The sequence below is a fragment of the Pseudomonas pohangensis genome (genome assembly GCF_900105995.1).
GTDB classification, from domain to species: Bacteria; Pseudomonadota; Gammaproteobacteria; order Pseudomonadales; family Pseudomonadaceae; genus Aquipseudomonas; species Aquipseudomonas pohangensis.
In genome coordinates this window covers 454,887-476,628 of sequence record NZ_LT629785.1, presented here as the reverse complement: position 1 = coordinate 476,628, position 21,742 = coordinate 454,887, and the positions used below count along the sequence as shown (strand labels likewise).

19 protein-coding genes and 1 other RNA gene are annotated in these 21,742 nt (G+C 60.4%); 2 read left to right on the top strand and 18 right to left on the bottom strand.

Translation table 11 applies throughout. The annotated features are described in order from the left end of the window. Positions 1–53: 53 nt before the first annotated feature. The 18 genes from lpxC to rsmI all read right to left on the bottom strand — a co-directional run bounded on the left by lpxC (position 54) and on the right by rsmI (position 19,372). Positions 54–965 (bottom strand): UDP-3-O-acyl-N-acetylglucosamine deacetylase, encoded by a 912-nt coding sequence (gene lpxC / locus BLT89_RS02325; RefSeq protein ID WP_090192905.1) that lies wholly within the window; start codon positions 963–965, stop codon positions 54–56. Between the two features lie 112 nt (positions 966–1,077). After that, positions 1,078–2,271 (bottom strand): cell division protein FtsZ, encoded by a 1,194-nt coding sequence (gene ftsZ / locus BLT89_RS02320; RefSeq protein WP_090192904.1) that lies wholly within the window; start codon positions 2,269–2,271, stop codon positions 1,078–1,080. A 45-nt stretch (positions 2,272–2,316) separates the two neighbouring features. Further along, positions 2,317–3,561, bottom strand: a complete 1,245-nt coding sequence (gene ftsA / locus BLT89_RS02315) for a cell division protein FtsA (RefSeq protein WP_090192903.1) — start codon at positions 3,559–3,561, stop codon at positions 2,317–2,319. A 14-nt stretch (positions 3,562–3,575) separates the two neighbouring features. Next, positions 3,576–4,436, bottom strand: coding sequence for a cell division protein FtsQ/DivIB (locus BLT89_RS02310; RefSeq protein ID WP_090192902.1), 861 nt, complete (start codon positions 4,434–4,436; stop codon positions 3,576–3,578). A gap of 4 nt (positions 4,437–4,440) precedes the next feature. Then, positions 4,441–5,388 (bottom strand): D-alanine--D-alanine ligase, encoded by a 948-nt coding sequence (locus tag BLT89_RS02305; RefSeq protein ID WP_090192901.1) that lies wholly within the window; start codon positions 5,386–5,388, stop codon positions 4,441–4,443. Beyond that, positions 5,388–6,833, bottom strand: a complete 1,446-nt coding sequence (gene murC / locus BLT89_RS02300; protein WP_090192900.1) for a UDP-N-acetylmuramate--L-alanine ligase — start codon at positions 6,831–6,833, stop codon at positions 5,388–5,390. The genes BLT89_RS02305 and murC overlap by 1 nt, the downstream gene beginning before the upstream one ends. Next, on the bottom strand, positions 6,826–7,896 hold the full coding sequence (gene murG / locus BLT89_RS02295; RefSeq protein ID WP_090192899.1) for an undecaprenyldiphospho-muramoylpentapeptide beta-N-acetylglucosaminyltransferase: 1,071 nt from the start codon (positions 7,894–7,896) through the stop codon (positions 6,826–6,828). The genes murC and murG overlap by 8 nt, the downstream gene beginning before the upstream one ends. Continuing rightward, on the bottom strand, positions 7,886–9,097 hold the full coding sequence (gene ftsW, locus BLT89_RS02290) for a putative lipid II flippase FtsW (protein WP_090192898.1): 1,212 nt from the start codon (positions 9,095–9,097) through the stop codon (positions 7,886–7,888). Before ftsW ends, murG begins: the two co-directional genes overlap by 11 nt. Next, positions 9,097–10,443 carry a UDP-N-acetylmuramoyl-L-alanine--D-glutamate ligase gene (gene murD, locus BLT89_RS02285; protein ID WP_090192897.1) on the bottom strand — a complete coding sequence of 449 codons (1,347 nt, stop codon included), beginning with the start codon at positions 10,441–10,443 and terminating at the stop codon, positions 9,097–9,099. Before murD ends, ftsW begins: the two co-directional genes overlap by 1 nt. A 6-nt stretch (positions 10,444–10,449) precedes the next feature. Then, positions 10,450–11,532, bottom strand: a complete 1,083-nt coding sequence (gene mraY, locus BLT89_RS02280) for a phospho-N-acetylmuramoyl-pentapeptide-transferase (RefSeq protein ID WP_090192896.1) — start codon at positions 11,530–11,532, stop codon at positions 10,450–10,452. Beyond that, entirely contained in the window at positions 11,532–12,905 is a 1,374-nt protein-coding gene (locus BLT89_RS02275) for a UDP-N-acetylmuramoyl-tripeptide--D-alanyl-D-alanine ligase (protein WP_090192895.1), read from the bottom strand. The genes mraY and BLT89_RS02275 overlap by 1 nt, the downstream gene beginning before the upstream one ends. Further along, a complete protein-coding gene (locus BLT89_RS02270; protein WP_090192894.1) occupies positions 12,898–14,364 on the bottom strand; it encodes a UDP-N-acetylmuramoyl-L-alanyl-D-glutamate--2,6-diaminopimelate ligase in 1,467 nt (488 codons plus the stop codon). Before BLT89_RS02270 ends, BLT89_RS02275 begins: the two co-directional genes overlap by 8 nt. After that, positions 14,364–16,121, bottom strand: a complete 1,758-nt coding sequence (locus BLT89_RS02265) for a peptidoglycan D,D-transpeptidase FtsI family protein (protein ID WP_090192893.1) — start codon at positions 16,119–16,121, stop codon at positions 14,364–14,366. Before BLT89_RS02265 ends, BLT89_RS02270 begins: the two co-directional genes overlap by 1 nt. Continuing rightward, positions 16,118–16,411, bottom strand: coding sequence for a cell division protein FtsL (gene ftsL, locus BLT89_RS02260; RefSeq protein WP_090192892.1), 294 nt, complete (start codon positions 16,409–16,411; stop codon positions 16,118–16,120). Before ftsL ends, BLT89_RS02265 begins: the two co-directional genes overlap by 4 nt. Beyond that, positions 16,408–17,349 carry a 16S rRNA (cytosine(1402)-N(4))-methyltransferase RsmH gene (gene rsmH / locus BLT89_RS02255; protein ID WP_090192891.1) on the bottom strand — a complete coding sequence of 314 codons (942 nt, stop codon included), beginning with the start codon at positions 17,347–17,349 and terminating at the stop codon, positions 16,408–16,410. The genes ftsL and rsmH overlap by 4 nt, the downstream gene beginning before the upstream one ends. A gap of 2 nt (positions 17,350–17,351) precedes the next feature. Beyond that, complete coding sequence (mraZ, locus tag BLT89_RS02250; protein ID WP_090192890.1) at positions 17,352–17,807, bottom strand: division/cell wall cluster transcriptional repressor MraZ; 456 nt, start codon at positions 17,805–17,807, stop codon at positions 17,352–17,354. Positions 17,808–18,111: 304 nt separating this feature from the next. After that, positions 18,112–18,459, bottom strand: an RNA gene (gene rnpB / locus BLT89_RS02245) — RNase P RNA component class A. A 40-nt stretch (positions 18,460–18,499) separates the two neighbouring features. Further along, on the bottom strand, positions 18,500–19,372 hold the full coding sequence (gene rsmI / locus BLT89_RS02240) for a 16S rRNA (cytidine(1402)-2'-O)-methyltransferase (protein WP_231975053.1): 873 nt from the start codon (positions 19,370–19,372) through the stop codon (positions 18,500–18,502). A gap of 121 nt (positions 19,373–19,493) precedes the next feature. Here rsmI and BLT89_RS02235 point away from each other — a divergent pair, with 121 nt between their 5' ends. Together BLT89_RS02235 and BLT89_RS02230 are read left to right on the top strand one after the other, a co-directional pair. Further along, a complete protein-coding gene (locus tag BLT89_RS02235; protein WP_090192888.1) occupies positions 19,494–21,290 on the top strand; it encodes a penicillin-binding protein activator in 1,797 nt (598 codons plus the stop codon). Then, positions 21,290–21,658 carry a YraN family protein gene (locus BLT89_RS02230; RefSeq protein ID WP_090192887.1) on the top strand — a complete coding sequence of 123 codons (369 nt, stop codon included), beginning with the start codon at positions 21,290–21,292 and terminating at the stop codon, positions 21,656–21,658. The genes BLT89_RS02235 and BLT89_RS02230 overlap by 1 nt, the downstream gene beginning before the upstream one ends. Positions 21,659–21,742: the final 84 nt, after the last annotated feature.

Below are 21,742 nucleotides of genomic sequence, written 5' to 3'. Positions count from 1 at the left end.
CAAGGGTGGCCTGAAAATTGAAACGAGAGGGTATTACCTGAAAAGCCTGCCGCTTAACCTGCGGCCAGAGGTCTTACATAGGAAATCGGCGCCAGACTGGCGTCGTCAAAAGTAACCACTTCCCATGCATCCTCTTGCTCTATCAGCAAACGCAACAGCCGGTTATTCAGTTCGTGCCCGGATTTAACTCCGCGAAACTCACCGATCAGGCTATTGCCCAGCAGATAAAGATCACCGATTGCATCAAGAATCTTGTGCTTGACGAACTCGTCTTCATAACGCAAACCGTCTTCATTGAGCACGGTCAACTCGTCGACCACAATCGCATTGTCCATGCTGCCGCCCAGTGCCATGTTCTGTGAACGCAGGTACTGGATGTCGCGCATAAAACCAAAGGTACGCGCGCGGCTGACTTCCTTGACAAAAGACGTGCTGGAGAAATCGACGCTGGCTGTCTGCGTTCTGCCGGCAAACGCCGGATGATCGAAGTCGATGGTAAAGCTCACCTTGAAACCATCAAAGGGCACGAAGGTGGCGCTTTTATCACCGTCAGTAATGCTCACTTCACGCAGCACGCGGATGAACTTCTTTGGCACATCCTGCTCTTCCAGTCCGGCAGACTGGATGAGAAACACGAATGGCCCGGCGCTGCCATCCATGATCGGCACTTCCGGTGCCGAAAGCTCGACATACGCGTTATCAATCCCCAGACCGGCCATCGCGGAAAGCAGGTGTTCGACGGTATCCACCTTGACGTCGCCCTTGACCAGGGTTGTCGACATGGTGGTTTTGCCGACATTTCCAGCCAGCGCCGGAATCTGCACGACAGGATCCAGATCGGTGCGGCAGAAAACTATTCCGCTATCGGCAGGGGCCGGCTTGAGGGTCAGGTATACCTTTTCCCCCGAATGCAAGCCAACGCCGGTAGCCCGGATCGTGTTCTTCAGTGTGCGCTGTTTGATCATGTTTTGGTCGCTTCAAGGCGAGTTGAGAAAAGTTATCAACAATCACTGGAAATATAGCAGACCCAGCCCTTGCTGAACATCGCTACAACTTTAACTCGCCTCATAGAAGAGACTAATCAGCCTGCCTCCGTAGAAAAGCCGGAATATCCAGATAATCCATATCGTCCTGCGGATTGAGCTTGGCTGCAGTAGCCGCGCCGGCATGACTCTGCCGCTGAACTGTCGGGCGATCATAGTCCTTGTAGTTGACGCTGCCATCCTGACGCGTGCTTGGCTGCGCAGCTGGCTGGACCGCACTCAACGGGGCAACATGCACCGTATTGTCGACCACCTTGACCGGCTTGTCCTGACGCGAGCCAAGCCCCGTCGCAACCACGGTCACATGCAGCTCGTCACCCATGTCCGGATCGATTACTGCACCCACCTTGACGGTTGCATGCTCCGAGGCAAAGGCCTCGATGATCTCGCCTACCGCACCATACTCACCGAGCGACAGATCCAGACCGGCAGTGATGTTGACCAGAATGCCGCGAGCGCCCTGCAGGTTGACATCTTCCAGCAGCGGGTTGCGGATAGCTTCTTCAGTGGCTTCACGCGCACGGTTGGTACCGCTGGCGCAGCCGGTACCCATCATCGCCATGCCCATTTCACCCATCACTGTCTTGACGTCGGCAAAGTCGACGTTCATCAGGCCCGGACGCTGCATGATGTCGGAGATGCCGCGGACCGCACCGGACAGAACATCGTCAGCCTTGGCAAAGGCGGACAGCAGACTGGCATCCTTGCCCAGAATGGTCAGCAGCTTTTCATTGGGAATGGTGATCAGCGAGTCAACGCACTCGGCCAGCATGCGAATGCCTTCGTCGGCCACTTGCATGCGCTTTTTGCCCTCGAAAGGGAATGGTCGGGTGACAATGGCCACGGTCAGGATGCCCATTTCCTTGGCAACCTGAGCAATGATCGGGGCTGCACCGGTGCCGGTACCGCCACCCATGCCGGTAGCGATAAACACCATGTCGGCACCCTGGAGAATTTCCTGGATACGGTCACGGTCTTCCATGGCGGCCTGGCGACCGATTTCGGGGTTGGTACCCGCTCCCAGCCCCTTGGTTACGCCGGTACCCAGTTGCAGTACGCGTTGCGCACCGACGTTCTTCAACGCCTGGGCATCGGTATTGGCACAAATGAACTCCACACCCTCAATGTTGCTTCGCATCATGTGATTGACAGCATTACCGCCACCGCCACCCACGCCGATTACCTTGATGACTGCATTTTGTGGTTGATTGTCTACGAGTTCGAACATGGCCCCTCTCCTTTCTTCTAGTTTTATAGCCTTACTGCACCGCGGTTAAAAATTGCCCTGAACCCAGCGTTTAAGCCGATCCAGAACAGGTGTCTTGGGTTCTTCGGAAAACGATCCAACCGTGCCGGTACCTCCTGCGGCTTGCTTTTGCAGGCCGTACAACAGAAGTCCAACGCTGGTTGAATAGATTGGATTGCGCACGACATCGGCCAGTCCCTTGACCCCATGCGGAATTCCCAAGCGCACCGGCATGTGAAAGATCTCTTCGGCCAACTCGACAGCACCTTCCATTTTGGCGGTGCCACCGGTAAGGACGATCCCGGCAGGAATCAGATCCTCATAGCCGCTGCGCCGCAGCTCGCCCTGAATGAGGGTAAAAAGCTCGTCGTAACGAGGCTCTACTACCTCTGCCAGAGCCTGACGGGACAGCTCCCGCGGTGGCCGGTCACCGACGAAAGGAACCTTGATGGTCTCTCCGGCGCCGGCCAGTTTGGCTAGGGCGCAAGCATACCTAATCTTGATCTCTTCGGCATACTGGGTTGGCGTACGAAGTGCGTGGGCAATATCGCTGGTGACCTGGTCTCCAGCTATCGGAATTACTGCGGTGTGGCGAATTGCACCTTCGGTGAAGATGGCGATGTCGGTGGTGCCGCCGCCTATGTCGATCAGGCACACGCCGAGCTCTTTTTCATCATCCGTCAGCACCGAATACGAAGACGCCAGCTGCTCCAGAATGATGTCATCCACTTCGAGTCCGCAACGCCGCACACACTTCTCGATGTTCTGCGCCGCGTTGACCGCACAGGTAACCACATGCACCTGTGCCTCAAGGCGCACACCGGACATGCCCAGAGGTTCACGAATGCCCTCCTGGTTATCGATCACATAATCCTGCGGCAAGGTGTGCAGGACACGCTGGTCGGCCGGAATCACCACCGCCTGAGCGGCTTCAAGGACCCGCTCGAGGTCAGCAAAGCTCACCTCGCGATCGCGAATCGCCACGCTGCCGTCCGAATTCATGCTGCGGATATGGCTTCCTGCGATACCGACAAAAGCAGAGTGAATGCGGCAACCGGCCATTTGCTGCGCTTCATCAATCGCCCGCTGAATCGACTGCACGGTTGATTCGATATTGACCACAACGCCTTTTTTCAGGCCGCGCGAAGGGTGGCTGCCGATACCGACCACTTCCAGCTCGCCATCGGCATTCAACTCGCCGACCAGGGCCACCACTTTCGATGTGCCGATATCCAGACCGACGATCATCTTGTTGCTGTGCTCGGTTGCCATGGCTTTCACTCTCCTCAATTCACTGCGGCAGCAGGTGCGGCGGCGGGCACTACGGCCTCACGCCAGGCAACTGCCAAGCCATTCGGGTAACGCAAATCAACACTGGCAATGTTGGCCGTCTTGTCTTTCAGCGCCTTGTTATAGATGGCGACGAATCGTTGAACCTTTTCCACCAGATGATCCCGCCCGAGCAGCAGTTCAATACCCTGCGCCGTGGATACGAACCAGCTGCCGCGCTCACGCAGTTCAAGCCGGGTGATGGAAAAACCAAGCGGTCGCAGTATCTGGCTCAGCATCTGGTATTGCTGCATGACTTGCTGCTGGGCCCGTTGCGGCCCCTGCAACAGCGGCAAATGCTGATATTTCTCGCGATCACGTGGGGTAAATGCCGTCCCGCTGTTGTTCAACAGGGCAGCCTCGCCCCAGCGCGCCACCGGCAACTGCTCCTCAAGACTTATGCGGATCTGGTCGGGCCAGACACGCCGCACTTCAACCTCGGACAGCCAGGGCAACTGCTTCAGCTCGGCGCGTAACTGGGACATGTCGGCAGCAAAAAAACTGCTACCGGAATAAGGTGCCACCAGCTGTTCCACCAGTTGCTGATTGGCCTGACTGAGTTCACCACGCACCATGATCTTGCTGATCGGACGATCGAGCAGCGGCAGTACCTGGTCACCCATAGACAGCCCGCCAGCCACCAGCAACACCAGCAACACTGGCCAGATCAGACGCTTGATTACCACGAAGTCGGGCTTGGGTAGCTGCACCTTGCGCGGCTCTTTAACCACTACCCGGCTCGCCCCGCGCGGCGCAGGCTTGCTGCGTGCCGGAGCACGCACTGGTGAGGATGGATAACGCAGGGTTGCGCTGCTCATGCCATCAGCCCCTCGTCTCTACGCTGTCGGCCAGAATCGACAGCACCAATTGCTGGAAATCCAGACCGGCAGCACGTGCCGCCATGGGCACCAGACTGTGATCGGTCATCCCCGGAACGGTATTCACCTCAAGCAACCAGAAGCGCCCATCGGCGTCCTGCATCACATCAGCCCGCGCCCAGCCGCGGGTACCTACCGCTTCACAGGCGCGGCGGGTCAATTCGATCAGTTCCGCTTCCTTGACTGCATCCAGACCGCAGGGAATCTGGTAGCGGGTATCGTTGTCGACATACTTGGCTTCGTAGTCGTAAAAGAGTTTTGACGTGCCTACGCGGATGGGCGGCAATACCTGCCCGCGCAACATGGCGATGGTGAACTCCGGACCGCTGATCCACTGTTCGACCAGCACCTGGGCGTCATAGCGCGCGGCGTCCTGCCAGGCCCGGATCAGTTCCTCGACATTACTTACCTTGGCCATGCCGATACTCGAGCCTTCGTGGGCCGGCTTGACGATCAACGGGAAGCCCAGTGCACTGGCGGCGGCATGGCAATCTTCCGCGCTGGCCAACACGGCATGTCTGGGCGTAGACAGGCCCAGGCTGTGCCAGACCTGCTTGGTCCGCAGCTTGTCCATCGCCAGTGCCGAAGCCAGCACCCCGCTGCCGGTATAGGGAATCTCCAGACACTCCAGCAGGCCCTGCATGGCGCCGTCCTCGCCACCGCGACCGTGCAGGACGATAAAGGCCCGATCGATCTTTTCACTGGCCAGACGCTGCAGCAGGTCAGCGCCGACATCAATGCCGAATGCATTTACACCTGCGCCCAGCAAGGCATCCAGTACTGCCTGACCCGACTTGAGCGACACCGCACGCTCGGCACTCTTGCCACCGAACAACACGGCAACCCGGCCGAAGGCACTCACCGGCAGCATCGATTTCAATCCGTTACTCATTACGACTGCCCCCCGGCTTGCGCCTTGAACAAGTCGCTTTGCAACAACTGCGGTGCCACCCCGCCAATATCCCCCGCGCCCTGGCACAGCAGGATGTCACCGGCACGCAGCAAAGGCTTGAGCACCGGCGCCAGGTCGATGCCACGCTCGACATAGATCGGATCCAGCTGGCCGCGCTGGCGAATGCTGTGGCACAGGTGCCGGCTGTCGGCGCCCGGTACCGGTTCTTCACCTGCCGGATAGACTTCCATCAGCAGCAGCACATTGGCATCACCGAGTACCTGCACGAAGTCATCGTAGAGGTCGCGGGTACGACTGAAGCGGTGCGGCTGATACACCATCACCAGACGCCGCTCGGGCCAGCCACCGCGCACCGCCTTGATTACCGCCGCCACTTCACGCGGATGATGGCCATAGTCATCCACCAGCATCACGCTGCCGTTTTCGACTTCCAGTTCGCCGTACACCTGGAAGCGCCGCCCGACACCCTGGAATCCGGAAAGACCGGCCACGATCGCCTGGTCGGAAATACCTTCGTCGCTGGCAATCGCGATGGTCGCCAGGGCATTCAGGACGTTGTGATTGCCCGGCATGTTCACCGACACATCCAGCGCTTCGCAATCGCGGCGCAGTACCGTGAAGTAGGTCTGCATGCCTTGCTGGCGTACGTTGATCGCGCGCACATCAGCCTCTTCGGAGAAGCCGTAGGTCACCGTGGGACGGCCCACTTGCGGCAGGATTTCACCTACCACCGGATCATCCACGCAGAGCACCGCCAGACCATAGAACGGCAGGTTGTGCAGAAATTCGATGAAGGTTTTCTTCAGCACATTGAAGTCGCCGCCATAGGTACTCATATGGTCGGCATCGATGTTGGTTACCACTGCCACCATCGGCTGCAAATGCAGAAAGCTGGCGTCGCTCTCGTCGGCCTCGGCGATCAGGTAACGGCTGTCACCGAGCTGGGCGTTGGTACCTGCAGCATTCAGCCGGCCACCGATGACAAAGGTCGGATCCAGCCCGCCGGCGGCAAACACCGAAGCCAGCAGGCTGGTGGTGGTGGTCTTGCCGTGCGTGCCGGCAACTGCAATGCCGTGCCGGTAGCGCATCAGTTCGGCCAGCATTTCGGCACGTGGTACTACCGGGATGCGGCGCTCCAGCGCACTGGCTACTTCCGGATTGGCCTTGTTCACCGCGCTGGAGACCACCAGTACGTCCACATTCGCGACATTCGCGGCACTGTGGCCAATACAGATCTGCGCGCCAAACTGCTCCAGCCGCTCGGTGACCGGCGAAGCCTTGAGGTCGGAACCGGAAACCGCATAGCCCATGTTCAACAACACTTCGGCAATCCCGCACATACCCGATCCGCCGATACCGACGAAGTGGATATTGCGGATGCGGCGCATCTCGGGTTGCTGATAGGTCGCAGGCTGCTTAAACATGCGCCACCTCCAGGCAGATATTGACCACGCTACGGGTCGCGTCCGGCTTTGCCAGACGGCGCGCAGTGCCGCCCATGGCCTTGAGTTTTCCCGGCTGCATGAGCACCTCTGTCAGCTTCGCGGCCAGTTGTGCCGCATCGGTCTTGTGTTGTGGCAGCAATACGGCTGCGCCGGCATCGGCCAGGTAACCTGCATTCTGCGTCTGGTGATCGTCGATGGCATGCGGCAAGGGAATCAGCAACGATGGCAGGCCGGCGGCCGCCAGCTCGCTAACGGTCAGGGCACCGGCGCGGCAGATAACCAGGTCAGCCCTGGCGTAGGCTGCTGCCATGTCCGCAATGAACGGCACAACCTCGGCCTCGACCTGCACCTCCCGGTAACGCCGGGCGGTGATCTCGGCATGCTGCTTGCCAGCCTGATGGAATACCTGCGGACGCAGTGCCGCGTCCAGTTGCGCCAGTGCCAGCGGCAACAGCTGATTCAGCGGCTCCGCGCCCAGGCTGCCGCCCAGTACCAGCAGCCGTGGCTGGCGACCGGACAGTGGCTGTCGCGGGGTTTCCAGAAACAGTTCTTCGCGCACCGGGTTTCCCGTGGTGCACAGCTTGGAGCTGCTGGCAAAGGTATTGGGGAACGCCTCGCAAATACGCCTGGCGAACAGGGCAAGACTGCGATTGGCCGTACCGGCAACTGCATTCTGTTCATGGATGATCAGCGGCGAACCATTCAGCCAGGCGGCCAGTCCGCCCGGGCCGGTGACATATCCGCCCATGCCCAGGACACAAACCGGCTGCAGCTCACGCACAATGCGCCGCGCTTGCATCAGGGCACGCAGCAATTGCACGGGGGCCTTGAGCAGAGCCAGCAGGCCCTTGCCACGCAGACCACTGATACTGATGTTGTGCAATGGCAGGCCGGCAGCCGGTACCAGCTCATTCTCGATGCCGCGCGGTGTACCCAGCCAGTGCACGCTATAGCCACGGGCCTTGAACTCGCGCGCGCAGGCCAGCGCCGGGAATACATGTCCGCCGGTGCCACCGGCCATGATCAGGATATTACCGGGCATGTTTCAGCTCCTCGAAGGCAAAGTCTTCTTCACTGAATTCCACTTCGGCGCTACCCAGACAGGTGCGTGTCTCCCACTCGATGCGCAATAACATGCCCAGACTGGCGCAACAGATGATCAGCGAGCTTCCGCCATAACTGAGGAACGGCAGGGTCAGACCCTTGGTCGGCAGCAAACCGACATTCACGCCGATATTGATCAGGATCTGGCCAACCCACAGAATCGCCAGCCCGTAAGCCACATAGGCAGAGAAGAACTGTCTTGCGCGCTCGGCCCACAGACCGACATACAGTGAGCGCACTGCGACAAAGACGAACAAGGCCAGGGTCAGCAAGGCACCCACCAGCCCCAGCTCCTCGGCGAGGATCGAGAACACGAAATCGGTATGCGCTTCGGGCAGATAGAACTGTTTCTGCACGCTGTTGCCCAGCCCCACACCCAGCCACTCGCCACGACCGAAGGCGATCAGCGCCTGGCTCAGCTGATAACCCGCACCGAACTGGTCGGCCCAGGGGTCGGAAAAGTTGGTGATCCGCGCCCAGCGATAGGGGTCCTGCACCAGCGCATAGACGGCCCCCAGTCCCAGCAGCACCATCAGGCCAAAGCGGAACAGACCGACACCACCAAGGAACAACATGCCGGCGGCCGCGCCCAGCATCACCACCGTCGCGCCGAAGTCAGGTTCCAGCAACAGCAGACCGGCGATCGGCAACAGCACCACAAGCGGCTTGAAGAAGCCCTTCCAGCTAGCGCGAACTTCCTGCTGCCGGCGCACCAGATAACCGGCAAGGAAGATCACCGCAGCCACCTTGGCCACCTCGGAAGGCTGCACATTGAACAGGCCGACGCCGATCCAGCGCTTGGCTCCGTTGACCTCGCGGCCAATCCCCGGCAGCAGGACAAGTATCAGCAGTACCACGGCAATCAGCAGCAGGTGCCCGCTGTATTTCTGCACATCAGCCATGGGCACCATCAAGGTCACACCACAGGCGATCATGCCCATAGCCAGGTAGATCAGATGGCGAATGGTGTTGTAGTGGGTGTTGCCCAGATTGACGGCGGCAATCTCCGAAGAGGATGAGGCGATCATCACCAGGCCGAGACCGAGCAATGCCAGGCAACCGGCCAGCAGCGGGAAATCCAGATCGACACCGCGCGAACTGAAGAGTGGCGAAGGCGCATTGAACAGGGATGGCAGCATCAGTTCAGCCCTCCCACGGCTTGCGCGAACAAGCGGCCGCGCTCTTCGAAATTCCTGAACATGTCCAGGCTGGCGCAGGCTGGCGAGAGCAGCACGGCATCGCCTGGCTGGGCCAGATTTGCGCTCGCCTGCACCGCTTCATCCAGACTGTTGACGCGGATCTGCGGAGCCGTCGACTCCAGTGTTTCCGCGAGCCGGCCGGCATCCCGGCCGAGCAGCACCACGGCACGGCAGAAGCGCTGCACCGGTGCGCGCAGTGCCGAGAAATCCGCCCCCTTGCCGTCACCACCGGCAATCAGCAGCAGCTTGCCCGGGATATCTGCACCCAGACCCTCGATGGCAGCCAGTGCAGCCCCCACATTGGTCGCCTTGGAATCGTCGTAGTAGCTGGTACCACGTACCTCGCCAACCCATTGGCAGCGGTGGGCCAGTCCGGTGAAGCTTTTCAATGCCTCGAGCATGGGCGCAAACGGCAAACCGGCGGCATGCCCCAGGGCCAGGGCGGCCAGTGCATTGCTCTGGTTGTGCGCACCGCGAATCTTGAGCTCGCGTACCGGCAGCAGCGGCTCGAACTCGAACGCCAGCCACTTTTCGCCATCCGCTTCGATCAGGCCAAAACCGTTGAAGTCCGGCTTGTCCAGACCAAAGCTCCAGCGCGGCAACTGATCGGCCACCAATGGCCGCGACAGGGCATCATCACGATTGATCACTACCTGACGGGCGCCGCGGAAGATGCGGTGCTTGGCCAGATGGTAGGCCTGCATATCGGCGTAGCGATCCATATGGTCTTCGCTGACATTCAGGCAGGTGGCCACCTCGGCATTCAGCGCTTCGGTGGTTTCCAGCTGGAAGCTGGACAGTTCGATGACATACAGCTCGACGTCGTCGGCCAGCAGATCCAGTGCCGGCAGCCCCAGATTGCCACCCACTGCCACACGCTTGCCGGCGGCTCTGGCCATTTCGCCGACCAGCGTGGTCACGGTGCTCTTCGCATTGGAACCGGTAATGGCAATGATCGGCGCCCTGGCATGCCGGGCAAACAGGTCGATATCGCCGGACATCTTCACCCCGCGCGCGGCTGCTTCGCGCAGAGCCGGTGTGCTCAGGGCCAGACCCGGACTGACGAACAGTTCGCTGGCACGGCAGAGGAAATCCACATCCAGTTCACCACAGCGGACTTCCACTTGCGGATAGTCGCGCTGCAGGGTCGCCAATTCCGGCGGGTTCGCGCGCGTATCGGCCACGGCAAAGCGTACGCCCTGCTGCGCAAGGAAGCGCACCAGCGACATACCGCTCTTGCCGAGACCGACAACGATGCGGAACTGATCGGAAGTAATCAGCGACACTCTTTATTACCTCAACTTCAGGGTGGCCAGGCCAACCAGGACGAGAATTACCGTAATGATCCAGAAGCGCACGATCACCCGTGGTTCCGGCCAGCCTTTGAGTTCGAAGTGGTGATGGATCGGTGCCATGCGGAACACGCGCTTGCCGGTCAGCTTGAACGAGGCGACCTGGATCATTACCGACAGGGTTTCCATGACGAACACGCCGCCCATGATGAACAGCACGATTTCCTGACGTACGATCACCGCAATGGTTCCCAGTGCAGCGCCCAGGGCCAGTGCACCGACATCACCCATGAAGACCTGGGCCGGATAGGTGTTGAACCAGAGGAAACCGAGCCCGGCACCGACCATCGCCGCGCAGAACACGATCAACTCACCGGCACCCGGCACATAGGGAATCAGCAGGTATTCGGCAAACTTCACGTTGCCCGACAGATAGCAGAAGATGCCCAGCGCACCACCGACCATCACCGTCGGCATGATCGCCAGACCATCGAGGCCATCGGTCAGGTTGACGGCGTTGCTGGTTCCGACAATCACGAAGTAAGTCAGCACGATGAACCCGATGCCCAGCGGAATGCTTACGTCCTTGAGCATCGGCACGATCAGCGTGGTTTCCACCGGGCTCTGGGCTGTCACGAACAGAAAGATTGCCGCGCCCAGACCAAACACCGACTGCCAGAAATACTTCCAGCGGCTGGGCAGGCCGCGCGAATTCTTTTCAATGACCTTGCGATAGTCATCCACCCAGCCGACTGCACCAAACAGCAGGGTGACAGCCAGCACCACCCACACATAGCGGTTGCTCAGGTCAGCCCAGAGCAGCGTGCTGATGGCGATTGCCGAGATAATCAGCGCACCGCCCATGGTCGGTGTGCCCTTCTTCGACAGATGCGATTGCGGCCCGTCATTGCGTACCGCCTGGCCGATCTGGCGGATCTGCAGGGTGCGGATCATCCACGGACCCAGCCACAGCGACAGTGCCAATGCCGTCAGCACGCCAAGGATGCCGCGCAGGGTCAGGTACTGGAAGACCCCGAAGCCCTTGTAGAACTGTTGCAGATACTCCGCTAGCAGCAGCAGCATTAGTGAGACTCCTCAGTGGTTGCGCAAAGTGCAGCGACGACCTTGTCCATGGCCGCACTGCGCGAGCCTTTGATCAATAGCGTGGTTGAGGGTCCCTGCTCTTCGGTCAAAGCGTCGATCAGGCTGGCCTGATCGGCGAAATGACGGCCGCTGCCGCCGAACGCGGCCACGGCATGGCGCATCAGCGGACCAACGGCATATAGCGCACTGACTTTGCCGGCGGCATATTCACCGACTTCGCGATGCCCCTGCTCGGCCCACTCGCCCAGCTCGCCCATGTCTCCCAACACCAGAACGGTGCGGCCGGAGAAGGCGGCGAGTATATCAACCGCGGCACACATCGAAACCGGGTTGGCATTGTAGGTATCGTCGATAACCCGCATGCCACTGGCCGCCAACCGCGCTACGCCGCGGCCCTTGACCGGCTGCAGGCTTTCCAGCCCCTGACGGATTCCGACCAGCGGCACCTGCAGTGCATGGGCAGCCGCACAGGCGGCCAGGGCATTGGCCACATTGTGCTCACCGAGCAGGTTCAGCTGGATGCGTGCCTCGCCCGCCAGACCCTGCAGGGTAAAGGCCGGGCAGCCACGCGCATCCTGCTGGATGTCACGGGCAGAAAAGTCTGCCGCCGGATTGCGCAAGGCAAAGCTCAGGACCTTTCTGCCGCCGGCGCGTTGTTGCCAGATGCCGAAGGCCTTGTCGTCCCGATTCAGCACCGCCACACCGTCAGCAGCCAGACCATCGATGATCTCGCCCTTGGCCTCAACGATCTTTTCCGGGCCACCGAATTCGCCCACATGGGCGCTGCCGGCATTGTTCAGGATCGCCACCTGCGGACGGGTCAGGCCGACGGTATAGGCAATCTCGCCGAGATGATTGGCACCCAGCTCGATCACTGCCGCCACGTGCTGCGCGCCCAGTTCGAGCAGGGTCAAGGGTGCACCCAGATCGTTGTTCAGGTTGCCGCGGGTAGCCAGTACCTCTCCGCCCAGTCCGGCACGCAGGATACTGGCGAGCATTTCCTTGACCGTGGTCTTGCCACTGGAACCGGTGATTGCGACCAGCGGGCCCTGATAAGCCTGACGATTAAGCGCACCGAGCTGACCCAGCGCCAGACGGGTATCGGCTACCAGCAACTGTGGCAGCTGGCAGTTTGCTACCGCCCGCTCGACCAGTGCCGCCACCGCACCTTTGGCCGCCACATCCGCCAGGTAGTCATGGCCATCGAAATTCGGCCCGCTCAGGGCAATGAACAGCTGTCCCGGCACGATCTGCCGGCTGTCGGTGCAGACCGCAGCAAACTGCGCATCGGCACCCAGCAGACGACCGCCCAGCGGCGCCGCGATTTCACTCAGGGTCAGCGCCTTAAGCATGCGGCACCTCCCGCGCAGCCAACGCCCTGGCAGCTTCCTGCAAGTCGGAAAACGGCAGGCGCTGACCATTGATTTCCTGATAGTCCTCATGGCCTTTGCCGGCCAGCACCAGCACATCACCGGCTTTGGCAGCGGCAATCAGGCTGCTGATGGCCTGATCACGGCCATGCTTGAAGGTAACCCGCTCCGGATGGACAAAACCGGCACGTATATCGCTGAATATCTGCGCCGGATCTTCGCTGCGCGGATTGTCATCGGTGACCAGCACACGGTCGGCCAGCCGCTCGGCGACTTCGGCCATCAGCGCACGCTTGCCACGGTCACGGTCACCACCGCAACCGAACAGACACAACAGTTCGCCGCTGACTTGCGGGCGCAGTGCGGCAAGCACTTTTTCCAGTGCATCCGGGGTATGGGCGTAATCCACCACCACCAGCGGCTGTTGCTCGCCACCCAGACGCTGCATGCGCCCTGCCGGGCCTTGCAGGCGGGGAATCACCGCGAGAATCTCGTCTTGCGGATAACCCAGTGCCATCAGTGCACCGATGGCAGCCAGCAGATTGCTCAGATTGAACAGCCCGATCAACGAACTGCGCAGCAAACCATCCCCTTGCGGGGTGACTATGCGGGCCTGAATTCCCTGGTCACTGAACTGTGCGTCCAGGCAATAGAGATCTGCTCTCGGGTTATCCAGGCTATAGCCGATCAAGCGCGAAGGCAGGCGCTGTTTCGCCAGATCGCGACCGAAGGCATCATCCAGATTGATTACCCGGCACTTGAGCTGCGGCCAGGCAAACAGCCGCGCCTTGGCTGCGGCATAGCTATCCATGGAGCCGTGGTAGTCAAGGTGGTCGCGGGTCAGATTGGTGAACACCGCCACATCAAAATCCAGCGCTGCAACACGATCCTGATCCAGGCCGTGTGAGGACACTTCCATGGCCACCGCCCGGGCGCCGGTCTGTTTCAACCGGGCCAGCATGGCCTGCACAGCCAGTGCATCCGGCGTGGTATGCCGCCCTGCCTGCAAGGCACCATGAAAGCCGCAGCCCAGCGTGCCAACAATGCCGCAAGGCTCGCCCAGCAGATCCAGCGCCTGTGCCAGTAACTGCGTCACGCTGGTCTTGCCGTTGGTGCCGGTCACGCCGACCAGATGCATGGCCCGGCTCGGCTCGCCGTAGAAGCGGCCGGCAATCGCTGACAACTGGGCCGACAGCCCTTTGAGCGGAATCAGCGCTACGCCGGGATTGGCCAGTGCAAACGGCGCACCTTCGGCTTCGTAAACCACTGCTGCCGCACCGCGTGCAACAGCATCGGCAATATGATCGCGGGCATCCTGTTGGGCGCCGGGTATGGCCAGAAACATGTCGCCGGGCAGCACTTTGCGGCTATCCAGTGTCAGCTCGCGAATCAGCACCGAAGTTTCTGCCTGCGGCAGCAGCTGGTTAAGTGGCATAGGCATCAGATGCGCCCTCCACTGACGGGCTGCTGCACGGCTGCCTGGGCCGGGGCCGGGGCCGGGGCCGGCTCAGGCACTTCCGGAAGGTTGTCCGGAGCCACATTCATCAGACGCAATACGCTCGACATCACCCGGCTGAACACCGGCGCCGAAACCAGACCACCGTAATAACCAGCCTTGCTCGGTTCGTCGATCACCACCAGCATGGCATAGCGCGGATTGCTACTCGGCGCAAAGCCGGCAAACAGGGAGCGATAGGCATTTTCCCGGTAGCCCTTGCTGCCCACGCTGTTTTTCCGCGCGGTGCCGCTCTTGCCCGAGACGTGATAACCGGGCACTTGCGCACGGAACACACCGCGCGGCGCTTCGATCACCTGCTGCAACATGCCCTGCATGGTTTTTGCCACATCTTCGGACATCACCTGTGCGCCGGCTGGCTGTACATCGGCACGGGTCATGGTCATCGGCACGCTGCGGCCGTTGTTGGCCAGCACGGCATAGGCATGCACCAGCTGCACCGCGGTCACCGACAAGCCATAGCCATAAGACAGGGTGGCAGTTTCCGCCTGCGGCCACTTGCGGTGGTTGGGCAGGTTGCCAAGACGCTCGCCGGGAAAGCCCAGCCCGGTATCCTGGCCGAGTCCCAGTTGCTGCATCAGCTTGTAGATAGTCTCGCCGCCAATATCGAAGGCGACCTTGCTCATGCCGACGTTGCTCGAATTGATCAGGATGCCGGTCAGATCCAGCGTCCGCCCTTCGGTCTTGGAAACATCCTTGATGGTGTAGCGACCGATGCGCAGCGAACCCGGCCACACATCCACCGTATCCGAAGGCTTCCAGCGACCGCTCTGCAGGGCCGCGCTCATCGACAGCGGCTTGACCGTGGAGCCCGGCTCGAACACATCAATCAGCGCCCGATTGCGCATGGCCTGCGGATCCAGATTGCTGCGGTTGTTCGGGTTGTAGGTAGGCTGGTTGACCATGGCCAGCACTTCACCGGTTTTCACGTCCATGATCACCAGACTGCCGGCCTTGGCACCGTTCTCGATCAGGGCGTTACGCAACTCGCGATGGGCCATGTATTGCAGGCGCAGGTCAATCGACAGCGCCAGCGTCTTGCCCGGCTTGGCATTTTTCGTGACCTGCACATCCTTGATCATGCGGCCGCGCCGATCCTTGAGCACCTGGCGCTTGCCGGGTACACCGGCCAGCCATTGATCGAAGGCCAGCTCAACGCCCTCACGGCCGTGGTCATCCACGTCGGTAAAGCCGACCACTTGCGCGGTTACCTCACCTGCCGGATAAAAACGGCGGAATTCCTCGACGCCATACACGCCGGGAATCTTCAGATCCAGCACCTGCTGGCCCTGCTCGGGAATCAGCCCCCGGGCCAGGTACAAGAATTCGCGGTCCTTGTTCGCCCGCAGACGGGCACTCAAATCGGCCGGGTTCTGGCCCACGGCGTTGGCCAGCTCCGGCCAGCGCGACTCGACCGCAGCCAGTTCCTGCGGATTGATCCACAAGGTAATTACCGGCGTACTGACAGCCAGCGGCTCACCATTGCGGTCGGTGATCAGACCGCGATGGGCCGGAATCGGCATGTGCCGTACGCTGCGCGCATCACCCTGGCCCTGCAGGAACTCCCGGTCGATCACCTGCAGATCGACGATCCGCCAGGCTATGGCACACACCATCAGCCCCAGCAGCACCAGCACGATGCGGAAGCGCCATGGATAGACCGCGCCTTCGAGACGAATCATGGCTTCACCAACTGCACTTCGGCCGGCTCGGGGATACGCATGTGCAGCTGCGCAACTGCCAGATTCTCAATCCGGCTATGGGCAGTCCAGGTACTCTGCTCAAGGATCAGACGGCCCCACTCGGCTTGCAACTTGTCACGCGCGTTCAACTCGTCAAACAGACCATTGAGCAACTGGCGATGCACATGGGCGCTGTAGGAAACCGCCAGCGCCGAGCCCAGCACGCCAATAAACAGCAACAGCAACAGCAAGCTCCCGGCTGGCAATGGCTTGGCCTGATTGCGCTTCATCTCAGTTTCTCCGCAACACGCATCACCGCACTGCGCGAACGAGGGTTGGCACGGGTTTCTGCGTCACTGGCAAACTGCGGCTTACCCATCAGCTTCAGGCGCGGCTCGAACACTTTCGGGATGACCGGCAGGTTGCGCGGCAAGCGGTCGGCCTCGCCTTTGGCCTGCACGCGCATAAACTGCTTGACCATGCGATCTTCCAGCGAGTGGAAGCTGATCACTACCAGCCGCCCGCCGACTGCCAGCACCTCCAGCGCCGCCTGCAAACCGCTTTGCAGGTCTTCCAGCTCGCCATTGACCTGGATTCGCAGCCCCTGAAATGCGCGGGTTGCCGGATTCTTGCCTTTCTCCCAGGCCGGATTGGCAACAGTAAGCACCTTGGCCAGATCGGCCGTACGCTCGAAAGGCTGCTCGGCACGCCGCAACACCACGGCACGCGCCATGCGCCGGGAAAAGCGCTCCTCGCCGTACTCCTTGAAGGCGCGGGCGATGTCTTCTTCAGCAGCCGTATTGATCCACTGGGCAGCGCTCACTCCGCGCGACGGATCCATGCGCATGTCCAGCGGACCGTCCTGCATGAAACTGAAGCCGCGCTCGGGATCATCCAGCTGCGGAGACGACACCCCGAGATCCAGCAGAATGCCGTCCACTTTGCCGGCCAGATCCCGCTCGGCCAGAACTTCGGCCATCTCGGCAAAGCTGCGCTGCACAACGACAAAGCGGCCATCTTCGGCCGCCAGCTTTTGTCCCTCGGCAATCGCCAGAGGGTCCTTGTCAAAGCCAAGCAGCCTGCCGTCACCCCCCAATTGCTGGAGAATCAACCGGCTATGCCCGCCACGACCAAAGGTGCCATCCACGTAACAGCCAGCCGGACGCACCGCCAAGGCAGTTACAGCCTCGTCCAGCAATACGGTCACATGGTTATAGGCAGTGGTCATAATCACAGGATCAGATCGCGAAGTTCTTCCGGCAGGCTGCCGGATTGCTTGATTGCCGCCAGGTCCGCATCCGCAATCGCGTTCCAGGCAGCTTCGTCCCACAATTGAAACTTGTTCAACTGGCCCACCAGCATCGCGTGCTTGTCCAGCCGGGCATATTCGCGCAGACGCGGCGGCACCAGGAAGCGGCCATTGCCATCCAGCTCGATATCCACGGCGTTACCGATCAGCAGGCGCTGCAGGCGACGGCTCTCTTCGCGCAGGGAAGGCAGTTCGCGCAGCTTGGCTTCGATCAGCTCCCACTCGGCCAGGGGATAAACACACAAACAGGGGTCAATCGCGTCAATGGTCACGATGAGCTGGCCGGCACAACGCGCAACAAGCTCTTCACGATACCGGCTTGGCATCGCGAGGCGCCCTTTGGCGTCGAGACTGATGGCGTTGGCTCCACGAAACACTGCTGCATTTCCCCTTATTAATCGGCTTTCCTAGCCATAAAAAACCACTTCAACCCACTTTCTACCACTTGTGCACACTATAGGAACGCAGAGCACCCACCGTCAAGGCGCGCAAATAGGGAAAAATCCTTACGGGGCGGTGATTTAGCTGCGAAAGCGGAAGGATATGCAGTCTTTTGACGGATGAAAATTAACCAAAAACAAGCGAACACAGCGCCATGAATCACGAAGTTAAAGTGATTTATGAAGAGTAAGAATTTTTTGGTATTACCTGGGAGAATTTCGCGCAGGCTGGAAGTAAAAAGAGGAGAGTCGATCTGTAAGCCGGGTTCTGTCGAGGACAGTCATTCCTCTACGACGTACATCACTGCACGCCTTTAGCAACCTACCCGGTTCCAGCGCGGGCCACGCCAATGGAACCCTATTTGGTCTTGCTCCGAGCGGGGTTTGCCTAGCCACGGACTGTTACCAGCCGCGCGGTGCGCTCTTACCGCACCTTTTCACCCTTACCGGCACTTGCGTGCTTAGGCGGTTATTTTCTGTGGCACTTTCCGTAGGCTCACGCCTCCCAGGCGTTACCTGGCGCTCTGCCCTATGGAGCCCGGACTTTCCTCCCCCTTCTTGCGAAGGCAGCGACTGTCCGATCGACTCTCCGCCGGCAAGGTTAACCACCTGCCAGCCAGAGAACAAGCTCAAGCGCCCTTCTGCCGCTCCAGCGCCTGCTGATAAAGCAGATTCTTGCGTACCCCGGTAATCTCGGCCGCCAGCGCAGCTGCTCGCTTGAGCGGCAGTTCCGCCAGCAGCAGGTCAAGCACACGCATAACCCCTGCACTCACCTGCTCGTCCCCCGCCGGAGCCTCCCAGCCAGCCACCAGCAGCACACATTCGCCACGCTGCTGATTGCTGTCCGCCGCAACCCAGTCATACAGCTCGCCCAGGGGCAGACTCTTGAGCGTCTCGAAAGTCTTGGTCAACTCGCGCCCCAGCAAGGCCAGCCGTTCGGCACCGAAGACCAGGCGCATATCCTCGATACATTCAAGAATGCGATGGGGTGCCTCATAGAAAATCAACGTGCGAGGCTCTTCACGCAACAACTCCAGACGCGCACGCCGTGCGGCCATTTTCGCCGGCAGGAATCCCTCGAAGATAAACCGGTCGGATGGCAAGCCTGCCGCTGACAGTGCAGCGATCAGCGCACAGGCGCCCGGAACCGGCACCACCCGGATGCCCATAGCCCGCGCCTGGCGCACCAGATGATAGCCCGGATCCGAGATCAGCGGGGTACCGGCATCAGAAATCAGCGCCACATCATCTCCCGCCTGCAGCCGGCCGATGAAGCGTCCACCCTGTTCGCGCTCGTTATGCTCATGGCAGGCCTGCAACGGCGTGGCAATACCAAAATGCTGGAGCAGACGTGCGGAATGACGGGTGTCTTCGGCGGCGATCAAGGCCACCTCGGCCAGGATGCGCAGGGCCCTGGCACTGATATCTTCCAGATTTCCTATTGGTGTGGCGACCACATAAAGCGTACCGCTGGACTGGGTAGGTAGCTCTGGGACCTTCAACGGAAACCTCCGGAATGCAAATAATTTCGCCATTGTAGTCATAACTGGTACGGCAAGATCGCACCATGGGCAGGGCTTGGGTACAATCGCGGACTCTTGAACCGAGTATCGGAATAGCTCAATGAACGTCTGCCTGCGCCCACTCACAGTACTTTTCATGGCCTGCTTGCTGGCTGCCTGCGCCAGCAAGCAGGGTGGCTCCATTGGCGAGCTGCCGAGCGCTCCTGACGCCAGCATCGAGCAAATGCTTGAAGAAGCCAACGACAGCGATCCCGAAGAAGCCAATGCGCTGCGCCTTTCTGCTGCAGATCTTGCCTATCAGCAACAGGATTTCATGCGGTCCAGCAGCATCCTCCAGCAAGTCCCCCTGCAAAGCCTGCAGCCGGCGCAACAGGTCTACGCACAAACCCTGCAGGCCGAACTGGCGCTGCATCGCAACAAACCCAAGAGCGCGCTCAATGACCTGAACCACCCCAGCTTTCAGTACCTCGCACAGCTACCCGTCAAGCAGCAGGTGCGCAGCTCGCTGGTGCGTGCGGAAGCCCTCCAGGCCGACAACCAGACTCTGGCCGCTGCGCGCGAGCGCGTGTTCATTGCACCCCTGCTCAGCGGGGATACGGCAAGCAGTAATCACGAGATGATCTGGGAGCTGGTCGCCAGCCTGCCCAATGATCAGTTGCAAGCCGGCAACGATGCCGATCTGTCCGGATGGCTTGCGCTGGCACAAATTTCCCGCAGCGCCAGCAGCCTGGAGCAACAACAAGCGGCTATCGACGACTGGCGCAACAAAAACCCGCAACACCCGGCAGCACTCAAGCTGCCCAAGCCGCTGACCGAGATCAAGGCACTGGCCAGTCAGTCACCTAACAAGGTAGGCCTGCTGCTGCCTCAGCAAGGCCAGCTGGCCTCGGTGGCTGAAGCCCTGCGCAACGGTTTCATGGCTGCCTATTACCAGACGCTGGCGAGCGGCGCCTCGGCTCCGGAAATCATTCTCTATGACAGCAGCCAGCTGACCTCGATGGATCAGTTCTACCAGCAGGCCAAGCTGGATGGCATTGACCTTGTGGTTGGCCCGCTGGAAAAACCACTGGTCAGGCAGCTTAACGCCCAATCCCAGCTGCCGATCACAACTCTGGCACTGAACTATAGCGATACAACAGAACCCGGCCCGCCCCAACTGTTTCAATTCGGGCTTTCTGCCGAAGACGAAGCACGCGAAGTGGCACGCCGTGCATGGGCTGACGGCATGCGTCGCGCTGTAGCACTGGTACCTCGCGGCGAGTGGGGTGACAGAACACTGGCAGCTTTCCAGCAGAGCTGGCTGGCAGAAGGCGGCAGCCTGATCGCAGCTGAGCATGTCGAACAGCCGGTCGAGCTGGCCCAGCAAATAGCCAGCCTGTTTCAACTGCGCGACAGCGAAGCACGCGCCAAACGCCTGAAATCACTACTGGGTGTCGATATTGCCTCACAACCGGCGCGCCGCCAGGACATTGACTTCATTTTCCTCGCCGCCACACCGCAACAGGCACAACAGATCAAGCCCACCCTTGCCTTCCAGTACGCCGGTGACGTGCCGGTATATGCCACCTCGCACCTGCTTGGCGGTTCGATCAACCAGCCACAACCCGCAGACCTGAACGGCATCCTCTTCTGTGAAACCCCCTGGCTGCTGAATACTTCGGCCCCCCTGCAACAGCAGGTAATTGCACAATGGCCGCAAGCAGCGGGCAGCATGGGTCGCCTGTTCGCCATGGGCAACGATGCCTACCTGCTGACCTCGTATCTGGCCCAGCTGAAAGCGCTGCCTGACAGCAATACCCAGGGACTCTCCGGCCTGCTCAGCCTGAGCCCGACACAACGGGTGGTTCGCCAGTTGCCATGGGCCGAGTTTCGTGATGGATTTGTCCAGCCACTCTGATGGGGATTAGCCAGCACAGCGGGCAAACAGCAGAGAAGCTTGCCCGCCAGCATCTGGAACAAAACGGCCTTACGCTTGTCGCACAGAACTGGCGCTGCAAGCGTGGCGAGCTGGATCTGATAATGCTCGAAGGGAATACCCTGGTATTTGTCGAGGTGCGGTTTCGCAAGCACGCGGCCTGGGGAGGCGCCCTGGAAAGCGTGGACATGCGTAAACGTGGCAAACTGATACTGGCTGCACAACAGTATTTACAAAGCGAGCCGCGCTGGAGCAAGTCACCCTGCCGGTTTGATGTCATCGCCATCGAGCCGGGCAAACAGCCGGACTCACCACAGCTGAACTGGCTGAAAAGCGCATTTGAAAGCTGAACAAGGGCAATGTTTTACTTGCTGGCTAAAGGAACTACGCAGACAGGCAAGCACTGAGGCAGCCTGACCGATGCCGAATACATA